Here is a 16,265-nt window from a genome sequence, read left to right as displayed (position 1 = left end):
TTCCCATCAGCCGAACAGGCTGAGCACGCTCTGGTCCGCCTGGTTGGCGAGCGAGAGGGCGGTGGAGGACAACTGCTGCCGGGTCTGGAGTGCCAGCATGTTGGCACCTTCCTGGTTCATGTCGGCGATCGTCAGGGCGCCCGCTCCCACTTCAAGGGTGTTGATCAGCTGCCGTGTAAACTTCTGGCGGACTTCCACGGTCGACAGGGTGGTTCCGAGTGACGATGCGCTGGACCTTAGCGTTGCGAGCGCCGAGTTGATGGCCTGCAGCGTCCGCTCGATGTCGGTATCGTCCTTGAAGTCGGAGTCCGTTGCCGTCAGCTTCACCGTTCCGTCGGTGGTCGCAAGCGCTGCAATATTGAAATCCGGGTTGCTGCTCTTTACGTCAAAGGAAACATCCCCGATCAGGCTGATCGTGCCCCCGGAGAAGCCGGCCTTGAGGCCCTTGACGCCGTTCATGAGCTTGACGAGATCATCTATCGTTGTGTTCGCTGAGACTTCCAGCGCGGCGGCCTCGTAGCCATTGCCGTCGACGATCCGCAAGACGTCACCGACTTGATAGCTGCCGGACGAAATGAGTTTGGCATTCTGGGTCATCGGTGCGGTCGTCAGGGTTGTTGTCCCGGTCCCGATGCCGCCGTTCGTTGCTGACCCGCCGCCCGCCGCGTTCTTCGCAATGGTCACGTTGACGCCAACGCCAGACGTTACTGTAATCTGGTCAGTGCCTTCGTCGAACTTCGCCTTGATGCCGCCAACGTTGTTGAGGGCATTGACATAGTCCTGGACCGTCCTGATCTGGCCCGGTCCACTGCCGATCGTAAATGTTTTCGTGGTGACGCCGTCAGACACACTGACGACATCCCCATCGGCCCAGGCAGCCAGTTCATTCAGGTTTGAAGACGCCTGCAGCCCGGTAAGATCCAGTGTGGCGTTTGCACTGCTCAGTGCAAAAGATGCAGTTGCGCCGGCTCCCGTTGCGAGATCCTTGAGGGCCAGGCCGTCTTCAAGCGTCGTGTCGGTGAAATCAACCGGGAGCACTTTCAACGTTGATGTGCTGTCTTCATTGAAGATGACGGTCAGCTCGTTGCCAGCCCCAGCCAAAAGGTTCTTGCCCTTGTAGCTGGCATCGCGTGCCATGTCTTCGATCTGCTCCATCACGGCATTGTAGCGCTCGGCGTAGACCTTGCGCTCATACTCGCTCTGCGTTTGAAGAGCCTGATTGGCGATGGCCTTCGCAGATTCCACCAGCTTGGTGATTGAGGTGATGCCGTTGTCGGCTGCCTTGATGGTCTGAACGGCCTGTCCCATGCTGTCGAGCAGATTGTTCAGATCCTTGGCCCGGTCATTGAGGCCGGCGGCCGTGAAAAACGAGTTCGGATTGTCGAGGGCACTGTTCACCTTCAGGCCGGTGGCCAGACGGTTCTGCGTCGTGGACATCAGCTGGGCGGTATTCTTGAGCGAGAGCAGGTTCTCCCGGACGGCGCTGGACAGGACAATGTCGCTCATGGCGTGCTCACCGATCTCTACAAGTGTGGTCCATTAACAAACCACTGACGATGTTCTGACCTTATTTCTTAATGAAAAGTAAATGCGCTGTGTACCTGTTAACGGTTTGGTGAGTGAAGTTACCAAATGGTTTCTTTTATCTGATTGAAAACCAACGATAAAATTCGACTGGGGGGAACTGGTTGCAAGCGTGCAACAACGCAAAAGGCGGGGCTTTCGCCCCGCCTTCGCGGTGAGTGTCAGGATGTGAGTCGCGCGACTGATTCTTAGAACAGGGACAGCACTGTCTGGTCCGCCTGCGAGGCGAAGGACAAGGATGTCGATCCCAACTGCTGCCGTGTCTGCAGGGCCAGGAGGTTCGCACCTTCCTGGTTTGTATCGGCCAGGGTCAGCTTGCCGGCGCCTTCCTGAAGCGTGTTGATCATCTTCTTCGTGTAATCCTGACGGATTTCCACGGTCGACAGGTTGGTACCGAACTCGGACGCCTGCGAGCGCAGGTTCGACAGGGCGTTGTTCAGCCGGTCGATGACCTTGTTGATCGCCTCATCCGAGGCAAAGCCGGATTCCTGTTGCGCGACCACATTCACGCCATCGGTATCAGCCGTGAAGGCAGCCGCGTTGAAGTTCTTGTTGTCGCTCTTCAAGGTGAGTGAGACATCGCTCTCGATCGTCACCTTGCCGGTGCCGCTGTTGAACGAGGCCTTGACACCGTTGAAGTCCTTGATGAAGTCGACAAGGTCGTTAACAGAAGTCTTCTTGCCGATTTCCAGCGAACCCAGTTCGTAGCCGTTGCCGTCAACGAGCTTGAGGATGTCGCCGACCGCGAAGGAGCCGGTGTCCATGAGCAACTGGCTTCCGGCGGTGAAGTTGGCAGCCGTCAATGAAGCCAGATCCGAAGGTGCCGGCGTTGCGGCGCCGGCATCTGTGTTGCGCAGGTAAACGTTGTCATTCGACGTGATGCTGAGGGTGCCGGTCTTTTCGTCAAACTCGGCCCGGACGCCAGCAGCCTTGTTGATCTCGTCAACGACGTTCTGAACGGTGGTGTTGGCACCGATTGTGATGGCCGAGGTGCCGCTGACAAGCGTGCCGCCACCGGAGGCTGCGGTGCGCAGTTGCAGCACGTCGCCGAGTTCAAGGCTGGTGGCGTCCGAGATCAGCGAACCGGACGTGAGCGTATTGCCGGAGCCGTTGGTGAAGGTGACCGAGGTCTTGCCGCCTTCGATCTGCAGGGCAGACGCACCACCCTTGGCCTTGGCCAGATCGGAGAGGTTCAGGCCTCCGGACAGGGTCGTGTCGGTGTAGTCGACGGCCGACACGGTCAGCTTGGAGGTGTTGTCCTCGTTGAAGATGGCGGTGAGATCGTTGCCTTCGCCGGCGAGCAGGTTCTTGCCCTTGTAGGACGAGTCCTTGGCGACGTCCTCGATCTGCTTCAAGAGGTCGTTGTACTGCTTGGCGTACTGGGCGCGCTCATACTGGCTCTGGGTCTGCAGGGCCTGGTTGGCCTTGGCCTTGGCAGTTTCGACCAGCTTGGTGATCGAGGTGATACCCTGATCAGCTGCCTTCATCGTCTGCACCACCTGGCCCATGTCGTCGAGCAGGCTGCTGAGGTCATTGGCGCGGAAATTGAGGCCAGAGGCCGTGAAGAAGGAGTTCGGATTGTCGAGGGCGGAGTTGACCTTCTTGCCGGTTGCGAGGCGGTTCTGAACACCGGACATCAGGTCGGCGGTGGTCTGCAGCGTCAGCAGGTTCTGCCGTACGGCAGCCGACAGGGTAATATCGGACATTACTAATCCCTTTCCTGGGGCAGATACTGGTACCGCTCTTCCTGAGCGGGTTGGCCTTGATCATCTTTAGTTAACCTTAATCAAGGGTTAACGATGTGGGGCTTCCGTTTACCATTTCTGCACAGAGGTTACCGAAACCCTCTGAATTCGTTGCGTTATGCAAAACCGGCATGGCGAGTGTGGATAAAAAATTTACGTCTCGGGCCAACCTGCAACATAAGTTTGTCTGGCGCGCCGGGTGAGGGCAGGGGGCAGAGTTCGCGCAAATGCAAAAGGCGGGGCTTTCGCCCCGCCTGAGGTTGATCACAAACCCTGGATGGTCATCCCGGACGCAGCGAAGCGGAGATCCGGGACCGGAGAGCCAAGGTCTTTCCGGGCTTAACTCATTGAATTATAGAGGCCTGGACTCTCCGGTCCCGGCTCGGCGCTGCGCTCGGCTGGGATGACATCGGTGAGGCCGCAGTTTGTCATAAAGCTAAAGGCGGGGCTTTCGCCCCGCCTTTGCGGTGAGTGTCAGGTTGTGAGTCGCGCGACTGATTCTTAGAACAGGGACAGCACTGTCTGGTCCGCCTGCGAGGCGAAGGACAAGGATGTCGAAGCCAACTGCTGCCGGGTCTGCAGGGCCAGGAGGTTCGCACCTTCCTGGTTTGTATCGGCCAGGGTCAGCTTGCCGGCGCCTTCCTGAAGCGTGTTGATCATCTTCTTCGTGTAATCCTGACGGATTTCCACGGTCGACAGGTTGGTACCGAACTCGGACGCCTGCGAGCGCAGGTTCGACAGGGCGTTGTTCAGCCGGTCGACGACCTTGTTGATCGCCTCATCCGAGGCAAAGCCGGATTCCTGCTGGGCTACGACATTGATGCCGTCAGTATCGGCCGTGAAGGCGGCCGCAGCGAAATCCTTGTTGTCGCTCTTCAAGGTGAGTGAGACATCGCTCTCGATCGTCACCTTGCCGGTGCCGGTGTTGAACGAGGCCTTGACACCGTTGAAGTCCTTGATGAAGTCGACAAGGTCGTTAACAGAAGTCTTCTTGCCGACTTCCAGCGAACCCAGTTCGTAGCCGTTGCCGTCAACGAGCTTGAGGATGTCGCCGACCGCGAAGGAGCCGGTGTCCATGAGCAACTGGCTTCCGGCGGTGAAGTTGGCAGCCGTCAATGAAGCCAGATCCGAAGGCGCCGGCGTTGCGGCGCCGGCATCTGTGTTGCGCAGGTAGACGTTGTCATTCGACGTGATGCTGAGGGTGCCGGTCTTTTCGTCAAACTCGGCCCGGACGCCAGCAGCCTTGTTGATCTCGTCGACGACGTTCTGGACGGTGGTGTTGGCGCCGACCGTGATGGCCGAGGTGCCGCTGACGATCGCACCGCCACCGGAGGCTGCAGTGCGCAGCTGAAGCACATCGCCGAGGGCGACAGAGGTCGCATCCGAGATCAACGAACCCGAGGTCAGCGTATTGCCTGAGCCATTGGTGAAGGTGATCGAGGCCTTGCCGCCTTCGATCTGCAGCGACGAGGCGCCGCCTTTGGCGGTGGCCAGATCGGAGAGGTTCAGGCCGCCGGACAGGGTCGTGTCGGTGTAGTCGACGGCCGACACGGTCAGCTTGGAGGTGTTGTCCTCGTTGAAGATGGCGGTGAGATCGTTGCCTTCGCCGGCGAGCAGGTTCTTGCCCTTGTACGACGAGTCCTTGGCGACGTCCTCGATCTGCTTCAGGAGGTCGTTGTACTGCTTGGCGTACTGGGCGCGCTCATACTGGCTCTGGGTCTGCAGGGCCTGGTTGGCCTTGGCCTTGGCAGTTTCGACCAGCTTGGTGATCGAGGTGATGCCCTGATCAGCTGCCTTCATCGTCTGCACCACCTGGCCCATGTCGTCAAGCAGGGTGCCGAGGTCCTTGGCGCGGTTGCTGAGACCCGACGCGGTGAAGAAGGAATTCGGATTGTCGAGGGCCGTGTTGACCTTCTTGCCGGTTGCCAGCTTGTTCTGGACGCCAGACATCAGGTCTGCGGTGGTCTGCAACGTCAGCAGGTTCTGCCGTACGGCAGCTGACAGGGTAATATCAGTCATTACTAGTCCCTTTCCTGGGTCCATCACGTGCCGCCGCTCTTCCTGAGCGGGTATGGAGCAATCATGATTTGGTAACCCTAATCAAAGGTAAACGACTGAAATTTTAAGGTTAATCAAACGTAAACTCGTAGGCTGAAAGCTTTGAAGGGCTGGTGGGGGTGTTAGTAAAAGATTAACCCTGCGGCTTCTGTCGCAGGGGCGCGAGGGCTGAAACGCAAAGCGGCGGGCCGAGGCCCGCCGCTTGCAGTGTCTTGCGGATCGTATGGATCAGAACAGACGCAGCACGTTCTGGTCGGCCTGCGAGGCCAGCGACAGGGCCGTGGAGGCCAGGGACTGCTGGGTCTGCAGGGCCAGAAGGTTGGCGCCTTCCTTGTTTGTGTCGGCGAGGGTGAGCTTGCCGGCGCCTTCTTCAAGGGTGTTGATCATCGCCTTGGTGAAGTCCTGACGGTTCTGCACGATCGACAGGTTGGTACCGAAGGTCGAGGCCTGGGCACGCAGGGTGTCCTGTGCGCCCTTCAGCTTCTTCAGGGCAGCGTCAATGTCGCTGTCCTTGGCAAAGCCCGACTCTGCCGAGTTGTTGGTCGTGCGGTCAGCGAAGGAGCCGGCAGCTTCAGACGACGACTTCATCGTCAGCTTGAACTCGGAAGTCACGGTCATCGTGCCACCGGAGAGCTCCGCTTTGATGCCCGAGGTATCGTCAAGGAACTTCTTCAGGTCGTTGACAGTGGTCGTCGCGGTGATCTCGAGCTTGCCGATTTCCGTGCCATTGGTGTCGGTCAGGCTGAGGACATCGCCGGCCGCAAATTCGCTGTCTGCGGCCAGCAGGCTGCCGCCGGTGAGGGCCGTGGTGGCCGTGCCGTTGGTCAGCGTGATGGTCGCGGTGCCGCTGGTGCCGGTTGCCAGGTCCGAAAGGTTCAGGCCGGTAGACGAGGTGGTGTCGGTGAAGTTAACGGCGGAAATGTCGAGTTTCGACGAGCCGTTTTCGTTGAACGTCACCTTCAGATCGTTACCGGTACCGCCGAGCAGGTTCTTGCCCTTGTAGCCGGAGTCCTTTGCGACGGACTCGATCTGGGACATCAGCTCGTTGAACTCTTTGGCGTACTGCGCGCGCTGGGTCTGGCTTGAGGTCTGGGCGGCCTGGTTGGCCTTTGCCTTGGCGGCGTCGACGAGGCCGGAGATCGAGGTGATCCCCTTGTCGGCTGCCTTCAGGGTCTGGACGGTCTGGCCCATGTCGTCCAGAAGGGTGCCAAGGTCGCTTGACCGGTTTTCCAGGCCCTTCGCAGTGAAGAAAGAATTCGGGTTATCGAGCGCCGAGTTGACCTTTCTGCCTGTGGAGAGTTTCTCCTGGACGCGGCTCATCATTTCAGAAGTCGACTGAAGAGCGGAGAGGTTGGCGCGCACTGCGCTCGAAATTGTAATACCAGACATCGTTCTATTCCTTCCTGGGAATGTGTTTTACTCAAACCCTTCCTGGGTCTGATGTGAGAAAATCTGCGCTTTAAATGCGAATGAGATGTAAAAAGACTTGGTTAGCGCAATTTAACCTTAACGGGGATTGAAGTATTGAAAGTAGTGATTTGCAAAATGCTTGTGCTGGAAGGGGTTGCGAAAAGCGAAAAAGTAAAACGGCGGACCGATGGCCCGCCGTTTTCCGCGTCTTGTTGTCCGACGCTCTCCCTGTGTAACGAAATCAGAACAGACGCAGCACGTTCTGGTCAGCAGATGCTGCCAGCGACAGGGCCGTTGAGGCCAGGGACTGCTGGGTCTGCAGGGCCAGAAGGTTGGCGCCTTCCTGATTGGTGTCGGCGAGGGTGAGCTTGCCGGCGCCTTCTTCCAGGGTGTTGATCATCGATTTGGTGAAGTCCTGACGGTTCTGCACGATCGACAGGTTGGTGCCAAAAGTTGACGCTTGGCCGCGCAAGGTATCCTGGGCGCTCTTCAGTTTGCGCAAGGCGGCGTCAATGTCGCTGTCCTTGGCAAAGCCCGACTCTGCCGAGTTGTTGGTCGTGCGGTCAGCGAAGGAGCCGGCAGCTTCAGACGACGACTTCATCGTCAGCTTGAACTCGGAAGTCACGGTCATCGTGCCACCGGAGAGCTCCGCTTTGATGCCTGAGGTATCGTCAAGGAACTTCTTCAGGTCGTTGACAGTGGTCGTCGCGGTGATCTCGAGCTTGCCGATTTCCGTGCCATTGGTGTCGGTCAGGCTGAGGACGTCGCCGGCCGCAAATTCGCTGTCTGCGGTCAGCAGGCTGCCGCCGGTGAGGGCCGTGGTGGCAGTGCCGTTGGTCAAGGTAATCGTCGCGGTGCCGCTGGTGCCGGTTGCCAGGTCCGACAGGTTCAGGCCGGTGGACGAGGTGGTGTCGGTGAAGTCAACGGCGGTTATGCTCAGCTTGGAGGTGCCGTTTTCGTTGAACGTCACCGAGACGTCGTTGCCCTTGCCGCCGAGCAGGTTCTTGCCCTTGTAGCTGGAGTCCTTTGCGACGGACTCGATCTGGCCCATCAGCTCGTTGAACTCTTTGGCGTACTGGGCGCGCTGGGTCTGGCTTGAGGTCTGGGCGGCCTGGTTGGCCTTCGCCTTGGCGGCATCGACGAGGCCGGAGATCGAACTGATCCCCTTGTCGGCTGCCTTCAGCGTCTGGACGGTCTGGCCCATGTCATCCAGAAGGGTGCCAAGGTCACCTGCGCGGTTCGAAAGGCCCTGCGCGGTAAAGAAAGAATTCGGGTTGTCGAGCGCCGAGTTGACCTTCTTGCCCGTGGAGAGCTTCTCCTGGACCTTGCTCATCATCTGCGACGTGGACTGCAGAGCCGTGAGGTTGTTTCTCACAGCGCTTGAAAGTGTTACTCCTGACATTTTTTTGTTCCTTCTGGTTTGCGCCTGTCATCCTTTCTGAATGACGAAGAAACAATTGCCAGATAGAACTGTATTACTTGTAAATTGATATGGTTTCCGGAATTTAAGTTTAAATATATGTAAATTTAAATGACTTCTGTACTGTTTATTTACATTAAGTTCTTTGGTAAATATTGTGTTTCTCGGTGTCCGTGCCTGAGGTTTTGCGCCAATTTGCAGAAGGGGGGCAGGTAAACGAAAGGCCCTCGCGCCGGGTGGCGGAGGGCCTTTCGTTGGGGGGGCGGGCAGGCGAGGGGTCAGGCGGTCCTGATCACGCTCGCCTTCCTGTCCTGATTTTCCTGGTTGTCAGTCGAGATCGCGTAGGCGCGCAGCCGGCGCAAGGTCTCGCTGGGCACCTGTGTCACGACCTCGCCGGATTCCCGATCCATGGCAACATAGATCAAGGACTGGCTTTCTGGGTCGAGCTTGTTCTTGCGCACGAGGTCACGCAACTGCTGGCCCCCAACCGGACCCTGGTTGCGTTCTTCCTTTGCCGGACGCTGGGCCGAGCTCTCCCCCGACGGGGTTACCGTCTTGGCAATATCGTTATCGGTTTTTGCTGCGGGTTCGTTGCGTTGCGGCGCCCGCGTTTCCGGTGTGATTGCCGTATAGGCCGGCAACGGCGACCGGATCACTCCTGTGTCCATGGCAGCCTCCTCGGGGTATCTGTTCCTAGACCCGATGCTACCTTCTGACGTTACGGCAAGGGTGTGAATCGCTCCTTAACGGAAAGGTTAGGATTGTCCCGAAGGGGTGTTTTTTTGATTCGGTCTGCTCAGAGAGACCGGTTGACCGCGATGCCTTCTGCCGGTCGTGCCGGAGCCGGCGCGGTACCGCCCGGCCCGTAGGTTGTGGTCCGCTGCCGTGAGCCAACCGCGCGGGCGACCGTGCTGACGATGTCATTGGTCACTTCCCGAGCCGTGGCGAGCACGGCGAGATTGATGCGTAGCACCGGCTGGAACTCGGCGTGCTGCCGGCGCAGGGCCTGCACGGCCACAGGGGCCAGGTTGCCGAGGGCGACCGAGTGCTCCTTCGCATAAAGGACGCCCTGGGTATAATGGTGGATCAGAACCGCCTTCTCGCCCTGCAGTTCTCCAGCGGCGCGCAGCTGCCCTTCGCGAACGAGATCTGTCTCCTGTTCAATCACCTCCAGCAGCCGCTCCATGGTCCGGCGAACGGCATTGCAGAAGTTCTCTGCTTCCTGTCTGCTGGATGGACGCTCGATGGCGAAGGGAAGGGCAACGGTGGTTTCGGCCTGTTCACTCACTGGGAAATCTCCTGAAGGGCCAGCAGTTCGCGTTCGACGGTCGCGGCAATGCCGATGCCGCCGCGCGCTGCGATGTTCTTTGCAAATTCGTCGATGAGGAGGCCTTGCCAGGTTTCGGATCCTTGGCCGCCCCCCCATGCTCCGCCTTCCTCGATGCCGGTGAACATCGATTGCAGCATGGTGTTGAGGAAGACTGCCTCATACGACTGAGCGGCTTGCTTCACCTTCGCCTTGGCGGCGTCTTGCGCGCCGCCGAGCGTCGATGCTTGCAGGGAGCGCAGGGTCGGGACGGGGTCATTGGCGGTGAGCATCACAGCGCCTCGATTTCTGCCTGCATGGCACCTGCGGCCTTGATGGCCTGAAGGATGGAGATCATGTCGCGTGGTCCGATGCCGAGGGCGTTGAGCCCGTTCACCAGTTCCTGCAGGGTTACGGTCTCCTTCAGGATGGCGAGCTTCTTGTCGGCGTCCGTGTCAACCGTCACGTCCGTGCGTGGCACGACCGTGGTTTCCCCATTGGCAAAGGGTAGCGGCTGCGAAACTTCCGGGCTTTCCGCGATGGTGACCGTCAGGTTGCCTTGCGCGACCGCGACCGTGGAGACCTTGACGTTCTGACCCATGACAATGATGCCCGAGTTCTCGTCGATCACGACGCGCGCCGGCATGTCCGGTTCAATGATCAGCTGCTCGATGTCAGTCAGGAGATCGACGATGTTGCCGTCGTAATCCCGGGGCAGGTCGATCCGGACGGTTGCCGGATCCATCGGCTCTGCCGTCGGCAGGCCGATCAGTTCGTTGATGGCCAGGGCAATGCGGCGCGATGTGGTCAGATCCGGGTTGCGCAGGGCCAGGCGAAGCGTGGTGAGGCCGGCAAGTTTGAACTCAACTTCCCGTTCAACCAGGGCCCCGTTCGCGATCCGGCCGGAGGTCGGCACGCCGCGCACAACGGCTGCCGCATCGCCCTGTGCCGAAAAGCCGGCGATGGCGACGGACCCTTGCGCAATCGCATAGACCTCGCCATCGGCGCCCATCAGCGGCGTCACCAGCAAGGTGCCGCCCTGAAGGCTCTTGGCATCGCCAAGTGCGCTGACATTCACGTCAATGCGCGTGCCTTGCGTGGAGAAGGGCGGCAGGTTGGCCGTTACCATGACTGCAGCGACATTGTTGGTATTGAGATCGACGCCGCGGGTGTTGACACCTAGCCGTTCCAGCATCGCCTGCAGACTTTGCCGGGTGAAGGGGGCGTTGCGGAGGGAGTCGCCCGTGCCATTGAGGCCAACCACCAGGCCGTAGCCGATGAGCTGGTTTTCACGGATCCCCTCGAAGTCGGAGATATCCTTGATGCGGGAGGCAGCCGTGGCCGCAGAGGCGAGACACGCCAGCAGGACAAAAACGGCGCCGAAGCGGAACAGGTTGGCAGGCGTCATTCGGGTCAATCCGGACATGAGATTTTGCCGGTCCTATGCGAGAGCCGTGCCACATTCTGCGCTGTCCGCCGGAAGCTGTCTTAAGTCACTGTAAAGTTGGGTTAATTTTTCTTTAATCACGGCCGGGCGCTTCCGGCAGGGGATAGTCAGGTCGGCACGTGACGGCAAAAGTTGCCGGGGCATGGGGGATGCCGTAGATTTGCCGGGAAGAAAATGACAGGTGCCCGGGCAACTGAACGCAGCCGACCGGCGGCCAGGGGTCGGCGCACACCTCCGTTGAAGGTCGGCTTCATGCGCATTACAGGCAATCCCCCCATTTCCACGGTGCAGGGCAAGGGCGGCAAAAAGCGCACGGGCAGCGGCGGCGACGGGTTCTTCCTGACTTCGGACAGCGAATCGACGTCGGTTTCCACGACGAGTTCTGCATCGGGCCTGGGTGGCATCGATGCTCTGCTTGCCCTTCAGGAAGTCGAGGTCCAGCCTGACAACCGGGATATTGCCGGCAAGCGCGGCCATTCGCTGCTCGATGCACTGGATGCCCTCAAGGCGGATCTGCTCGCCGGCCTAGTGCAGGATGGCCGTCTGGAGAGCATGGCAAGCACGCTCAGGGACCGGGCTCCAAGCGGCGATGATCAACTCGACAGTGTCATCGACGAGATCGAACTTCGTGTCCGGGTTGAGCTGGCCAAGCTCGGCAAATTCGACGAGTAAGCCGGCAAAGCGAATGCCCGCGCGAGAGCGCGTTAAGCTTAACTATCTGAAATCAAAATCAAAATCGTTTGAACTTTTTTCAAGGACAGCCGTTGTACGGGCGGTCGGTAAGGAATATATTGCGCCCGTCCTAACGGTAACCGGAGTTTTCGATGACGGTTGAACTTGAGTCTGATTATCGACCTTCCGAGGACGAGCCGTTCATGAATGATCGGCAGCGTGACTATTTCCGCAACAAGCTGATTGCCTGGAAAGAGGACATCTTGCGGGAAAGCCGCGAGACGTTGGCGCATCTTCAGGAAGAAAGCACGAACCACCCGGATTTCGCGGACCGGGCTTCCTCGGAGACGGACCGTTCCATCGAACTGCGCGCCCGCGACCGCCAGCGCAAGCTGATCTCCAAGATCGATGCCGCGCTCGAGCGTATCAATGACGGCAGTTACGGTTACTGCGAGGAGACAGGCGATCCCATTTCGGTGAAGCGGCTTGATGCCCGCCCGATCGCGACCTTGTCCATCGAGGCGCAGGAAGCTCACGAACGCCGCGAGAAGGTCTATCGTGACGATTGACCTGACCATCAGCGACTGAATTTCTTGAGGCCCCGGACGTCAAACGTCCGGGGCCTTCAGATTTCCGACAAACCCTCGATGGTCATCCCGGACGCAGCGAAGCGGAGATCCGGGACCGGAGAGCCTAGGTCTCTTCCGGGTTAGCTCATTGAAATATAGAGGCCTCGACGCTCCGGTCCCGGCTCGGCGCTGCGCTTGGCCGGGATGACTGCGGTGAGGTCGAGGTTTGTCATCAAGCTTACGGCCCCGGACGTTAAACGTCCGGGGCCTTTATTGTTCGTAGTTTTTTCCGAAGCACGGGCCGTGGGGAGCGGCTGGCACTGGCATCGGCAGATGAGAACGGGCACGGCGCTCGGGGAGCGAGACGCCGTGCCCGTCGTCAGGCGTCCTGAAGCTCGAGTTCTTCAGGACGCCCGGGGGACTGTGATTTAGGATGAGAAGGAGAGCATGCCGGCAGCAGGGGGGGGGCGGCCGCGTGCGGGGCGGCGGTCAGAACGGCAGGATGATGTCCATGACCTGGGCGCCATAGCGCGGCTGCTGCACGTCCGTGATCTGGCCACGGCCACCGTAGCCGATACGCGCTTCGGCGATCTTCTCGCTGGCGATGGTGTTGTTGGCCTGGATGTCCTGCGGCCGGACCACGCCAGCGACGACCAGTTCGCGAACTTCGAAGTTCACGCGGACTTCCTGGCGCCCTTCGATGACAAGATTGCCGTTGGGCAGGACCTGGGTGACAACGGCTGCGACTGTGGTTTTCAGGGTTTCCTTGCGGTCGATGGTGCCATTGCCCTTGAAGTTGGACGCGCCATTCAATGTTGCCAGGTTGCTGGCGCTGACGCCGGCGGGCAGGAACACTGTGTCGATGGCCGTGCCGAGGGCCCCGCCGGCACCGGCGGAATCCGAGCCGGAGCGTGAGCGTTCGGTCTGGTTGTCGAACTGGGCCTTGTCAGAGATCGTCACCATGACCGTCAGCAGATCGCCAACGCGGCTTGCCCGCTGGTCCTCGAAGAAGGCCCGGTTGCCGGACTTCCAGAGCGAATTGGCATTGTAATGCGCGGGCTGGGGTGCAGGCATCGGCATCTGCACCGGCCGGTAGCCCGGCATGGTGGTCGGGTCCTGGATCGCGTTGAGGGGCGGCTGCTGGCCGACCTGCGACAGCCGGTCAGCCGCGCCACAGGCGGCAAGGCTCAGGCCGATCGCCGTCAAGGTGAAGGCGGTGGAGAGGGAGCGGATCATTGGGCAATCTCCTTGGCCGGCGTTTCGGTCAGGGCGGCAACAGCGCGGGGCGGTGTGCCGACGCGGACCTGGCCGCGGCCGAGAACAGTTCCGGTGACGGTCCGGCGGGACTGGATGTTCATGATGTCGATGAGGTCGCCTGCCGCGCCGCTGGCCATGGCCTGGCCCTTGGTCGTCAGGCGCATGGCGCCGATTTCATAGACCAGCGTGACCTGGTCGCCCCGAGCAATGAGCTGGGGCCTTTCGAAATCGCTGCGCGACAGCGGGCGTCCGGGACGCAGGTTGTTTCTCGCCGCAAACCCCGCAATGTCCGAGACATCCGTCAGTGTGCGCGCGGGTACGCGGCTGCGCGGCAGGCGAAGCACCGTGACGTCCTCCGGCTTGATCAGCTGTCCCTTGTCGAGCGGTTGTGCCAGGGTCAGGACGGAGGCCATCTCGCGGGCGGTGCCAGTCAGGACGAGCTTGCGCGGACCGGAGGCGCCCACGAGTTCGATAGTGATGTCGAAACGACCGTCGTTGCGGGACCAGACCACCTGCTCGAAGCGGATTGGCTCGGAGGCTGCCGGGTCGACGTGCGTTGTCTGCGGGTTGCGCACGAACAGGACATCGAGATCGGCGGCGAAGATGTCCGGGTTTTGTGCCGCGATGGCGTCGGCTACCATGGCCGACAGGCGGCCGGTATCCATGACAATCGACTGGCGCTCGACCAGGACATCGCGCAGGCCATCTGTTCCGGCACCGCTGAGGCCGGCTGCCCGGGCCCGTTCTGCGACGACACCCGCCTCTACCCGGCCGCTCTGGCCAAGGTCGGGAGAGCGGAACAGCGGCACACCGGCCAGCAGCCCGGCATTTGAGTAGAAGTCGCCGACGGTGACCACGTCCGAGTTGATGGAAATCTGCGACCGCAACACGGGTGTACCGAGCGCGAGGGCTGGAAATCCTGCGAGCGCTGCACCCAGAAGAGCGAAGGCCGCGATGAGGATATGACGCATCAGACCCTCCCTTACCGGATGTTCGTTGTGGTGGAGTACATGTCGTCGGCTGCCTTGATGACGCGGGAGTTCATCTCATAGGCGCGCTGGGCGGCGATCAGGTCCGCGATCTCCGACACGGCCTCGACATTGGCCATTTCAAGGAAGTTCTGCTGCAGACTGCCGTATCCGTCCGCGTCAGGGTTGCCGACCTGTGCTGCGCCACTGGCTTCCGTTTCCAGGAACAGGTTGTCACCGACGGCTTCCAGACCTGACTTGTTGACGAAGCGAGCCGTCTGGATCTGGCCAAGCTGCTGTGCCACCCCGCCGACGATGGCCTGGACAGAGCCTTCTGCCGAAATCGTGACATCGCGGGCATCCTGCGGGATCACGATGCCGGGCAGGATCGTGTAACCGTCGATGGTGACCAGCGTTCCGTTGGCATCGCGCTCGAAGGAGCCGTCGCGGGAATAGGCCGTGGTTCCGTCCGGCATCTGGACCTGGAAGAAGCCTTCGCCGCGGATGGCGACGTCGAGTTCCTTGCCGGTCTGTTGCAGGTTGCCCTGGGACATGATGCGGGCAGTGGCGGCGGTCTTCACGCCCGAGCCGATCTGCACGCCGGTTGGCACGATGGTGCCGTTGGCCGAGGTGTCCGTGCCCATGCGGCGCAGGTTCTGATAGAGCAGATCCTGGAAGTCGGCGCGCTGGCGCTTGTAGCCCGTGGTCCGCATGTTGGCCACGTTGTTGGAGATAACTTCGACGTTCAGCTCCTGGGCCTTCATGCCCGTGGCGGCAATATGGAGTGCCTTCATCTGTCAGTTCTCCTGCCGTCAGGCCTGGCTCGAGCCGAGGCGTTCGATGGCCTGGCGGGCCAGGTCATCGGTGTCCTTGAGCATCTTGGTCACGGACTCGTATTTGCGGGTGATCTCGATCATGTCGGCGATTTCAACGACGCCCTGGACGTTGGAGTCTTCAAGGCCGCCCTGGATCACCCGGACCCTGCCAACGGGCTGAGGGTTCTCGTAGGTCACCAGGTTGTTGCCGATGGCGACGGCGTTTTGGGGCCGGTCCAGTTCGACAAGCCGCAGCCGGCCGCGCGCACCCAGACGTGTGGAGATCGTGCCATCATCGGAGATCGTGATGCTGCCGTCTTCCGGCGTGAAGCTGATCGGGCCACCGTCAGTGAGGACCGGGCGCCCCTCGGATGTGACCAACTGGCCGACATTGTTGAGATGAAAGGCGCCGTTGCGTGAGTAGGCCTCCGAACCATCTTCCATCTGGATCGCAAACCAGCCGTCGCCGTCGACTGCCACATCAAGCTCGTTTCCTGTGAGCTGGATGCTGCCGGCAAGGAAGTTGGTTATGGTGCGCGAATCCTGGACGTAGGACAGCTTCAGGTCGCCACGCGGAAAGGCGGTCGCCTCGGCGACCGGCATGATGAATTCCTCGAAAATCAGACGCTTTGCCTTGAAGCCAGATGTGTTGAGGTTCGCGATATTGTTCGCGGTCACGTCCATTTGGCGTCGCAGGCTGATCTGACGCGACAGGTTGATTAACTGCGCGTTTTCCATGTTAACGATTCCTTATGCTCCCCGAGGGACGCCAGACCTCCCCAGACCCGTCGTCCGACCCTATGTAAGCAGGGATCGTGCCAAGACGAATTGCATTGAAAAACAACGATAAAATTTTGGGAGCTGCTCTGGCTCGGCAAATAGGTGAGGAAAAAGTTAACCAGTCGGCAAGACCTGCCGGGTGATGGGTTAAGGGTTTGGTAACCACTCGTTAACCATTAACCCTTTAGAAACCATTTACGCGCGCGTGACTGGTGCAAGGCAGGCGGGGCATTT

The 16,265-nt window shown here is 60.2% G+C and carries 15 protein-coding genes; 2 read left to right on the top strand and 13 right to left on the bottom strand.

Going from position 1 to position 16,265, the window contains the following annotated elements; genetic code table 11:
* Nucleotides 1-6 precede the first annotated feature (6 nt).
* The 9 genes from C8348_RS08865 to C8348_RS08825 form a co-directional block, all read right to left on the bottom strand.
* Entirely contained in the window at nt 7-1,506 is a 1,500-nt protein-coding gene (locus tag C8348_RS08865) for a flagellin N-terminal helical domain-containing protein (RefSeq protein WP_106752967.1), read from the bottom strand.
* A 266-nt stretch (nt 1,507-1,772) separates the two neighbouring features.
* Nucleotides 1,773-3,290: a flagellin N-terminal helical domain-containing protein gene (locus C8348_RS08860; RefSeq protein ID WP_106752966.1), complete on the bottom strand. Its 1,518-nt coding sequence runs from the start codon at nt 3,288-3,290 to the stop codon at nt 1,773-1,775.
* 540 nt (nt 3,291-3,830) lie between these two features.
* Nucleotides 3,831-5,348 (bottom strand): flagellin N-terminal helical domain-containing protein, encoded by a 1,518-nt coding sequence (locus C8348_RS08855; protein WP_106752965.1) that lies wholly within the window; start codon nt 5,346-5,348, stop codon nt 3,831-3,833.
* A gap of 267 nt (nt 5,349-5,615) precedes the next feature.
* Complete coding sequence (locus C8348_RS08850) at nt 5,616-6,776, bottom strand: flagellin (RefSeq protein WP_106752964.1); 1,161 nt, start codon at nt 6,774-6,776, stop codon at nt 5,616-5,618.
* Nucleotides 6,777-7,038: 262 nt separating this feature from the next.
* The gene (locus C8348_RS08845) at nt 7,039-8,199 is read right to left on the bottom strand and encodes a flagellin (protein WP_106752963.1); all 1,161 of its coding nucleotides are present in this window, start codon (nt 8,197-8,199) and stop codon (nt 7,039-7,041) included.
* 296 nt (nt 8,200-8,495) lie between these two features.
* Nucleotides 8,496-8,885, bottom strand: coding sequence for a hypothetical protein (locus C8348_RS08840; RefSeq protein WP_106752962.1), 390 nt, complete (start codon nt 8,883-8,885; stop codon nt 8,496-8,498).
* A gap of 128 nt (nt 8,886-9,013) precedes the next feature.
* Nucleotides 9,014-9,505 (bottom strand): hypothetical protein, encoded by a 492-nt coding sequence (locus tag C8348_RS08835; protein WP_208983665.1) that lies wholly within the window; start codon nt 9,503-9,505, stop codon nt 9,014-9,016.
* Nucleotides 9,502-9,816, bottom strand: a complete 315-nt coding sequence (locus C8348_RS08830; protein WP_106752961.1) for a rod-binding protein — start codon at nt 9,814-9,816, stop codon at nt 9,502-9,504. Before C8348_RS08830 ends, C8348_RS08835 begins: the two co-directional genes overlap by 4 nt.
* Nucleotides 9,816-10,940 carry a flagellar basal body P-ring protein FlgI gene (locus C8348_RS08825; protein ID WP_425270813.1) on the bottom strand — a complete coding sequence of 375 codons (1,125 nt, stop codon included), beginning with the start codon at nt 10,938-10,940 and terminating at the stop codon, nt 9,816-9,818. Before C8348_RS08825 ends, C8348_RS08830 begins: the two co-directional genes overlap by 1 nt.
* Before the next feature lie 282 nt (nt 10,941-11,222).
* On the opposite strand from C8348_RS08825, the gene C8348_RS08820 reads away from it, so the two are divergent.
* Nucleotides 11,223-11,642, top strand: coding sequence for a flagellar assembly protein FliX (locus C8348_RS08820; protein WP_106753135.1), 420 nt, complete (start codon nt 11,223-11,225; stop codon nt 11,640-11,642).
* A 152-nt stretch (nt 11,643-11,794) separates the two neighbouring features.
* Complete coding sequence (gene dksA, locus C8348_RS08815; protein WP_106752959.1) at nt 11,795-12,211, top strand: RNA polymerase-binding protein DksA; 417 nt, start codon at nt 11,795-11,797, stop codon at nt 12,209-12,211.
* A gap of 489 nt (nt 12,212-12,700) precedes the next feature.
* Here dksA and flgH read toward each other — a convergent pair whose 3' ends face one another.
* The 4 genes from flgH to C8348_RS08795 are packed head-to-tail and all read right to left on the bottom strand — an operon-like array spanning nt 12,701 to nt 15,989.
* Nucleotides 12,701-13,447 (bottom strand): flagellar basal body L-ring protein FlgH, encoded by a 747-nt coding sequence (gene flgH / locus C8348_RS08810; protein WP_106752958.1) that lies wholly within the window; start codon nt 13,445-13,447, stop codon nt 12,701-12,703.
* Nucleotides 13,444-14,439 (bottom strand): flagellar basal body P-ring formation chaperone FlgA, encoded by a 996-nt coding sequence (gene flgA / locus C8348_RS08805; protein WP_106752957.1) that lies wholly within the window; start codon nt 14,437-14,439, stop codon nt 13,444-13,446. Before flgA ends, flgH begins: the two co-directional genes overlap by 4 nt.
* Nucleotides 14,440-14,450: 11 nt before the next feature.
* On the bottom strand, nt 14,451-15,230 hold the full coding sequence (gene flgG / locus C8348_RS08800) for a flagellar basal-body rod protein FlgG (RefSeq protein WP_106752956.1): 780 nt from the start codon (nt 15,228-15,230) through the stop codon (nt 14,451-14,453).
* 18 nt (nt 15,231-15,248) lie between these two features.
* Nucleotides 15,249-15,989 (bottom strand): flagellar hook-basal body complex protein, encoded by a 741-nt coding sequence (locus C8348_RS08795; protein WP_106752955.1) that lies wholly within the window; start codon nt 15,987-15,989, stop codon nt 15,249-15,251.
* Nucleotides 15,990-16,265: the final 276 nt, after the last annotated feature.

This window comes from Pannonibacter carbonis (assembly GCF_003012935.1).
GTDB lineage: Bacteria > Pseudomonadota > Alphaproteobacteria > Rhizobiales > Stappiaceae > Pannonibacter > Pannonibacter carbonis.
Note: the sequence above shows the minus strand (reverse complement) of the source record. Positions and strands in the feature narration are given on the sequence as shown.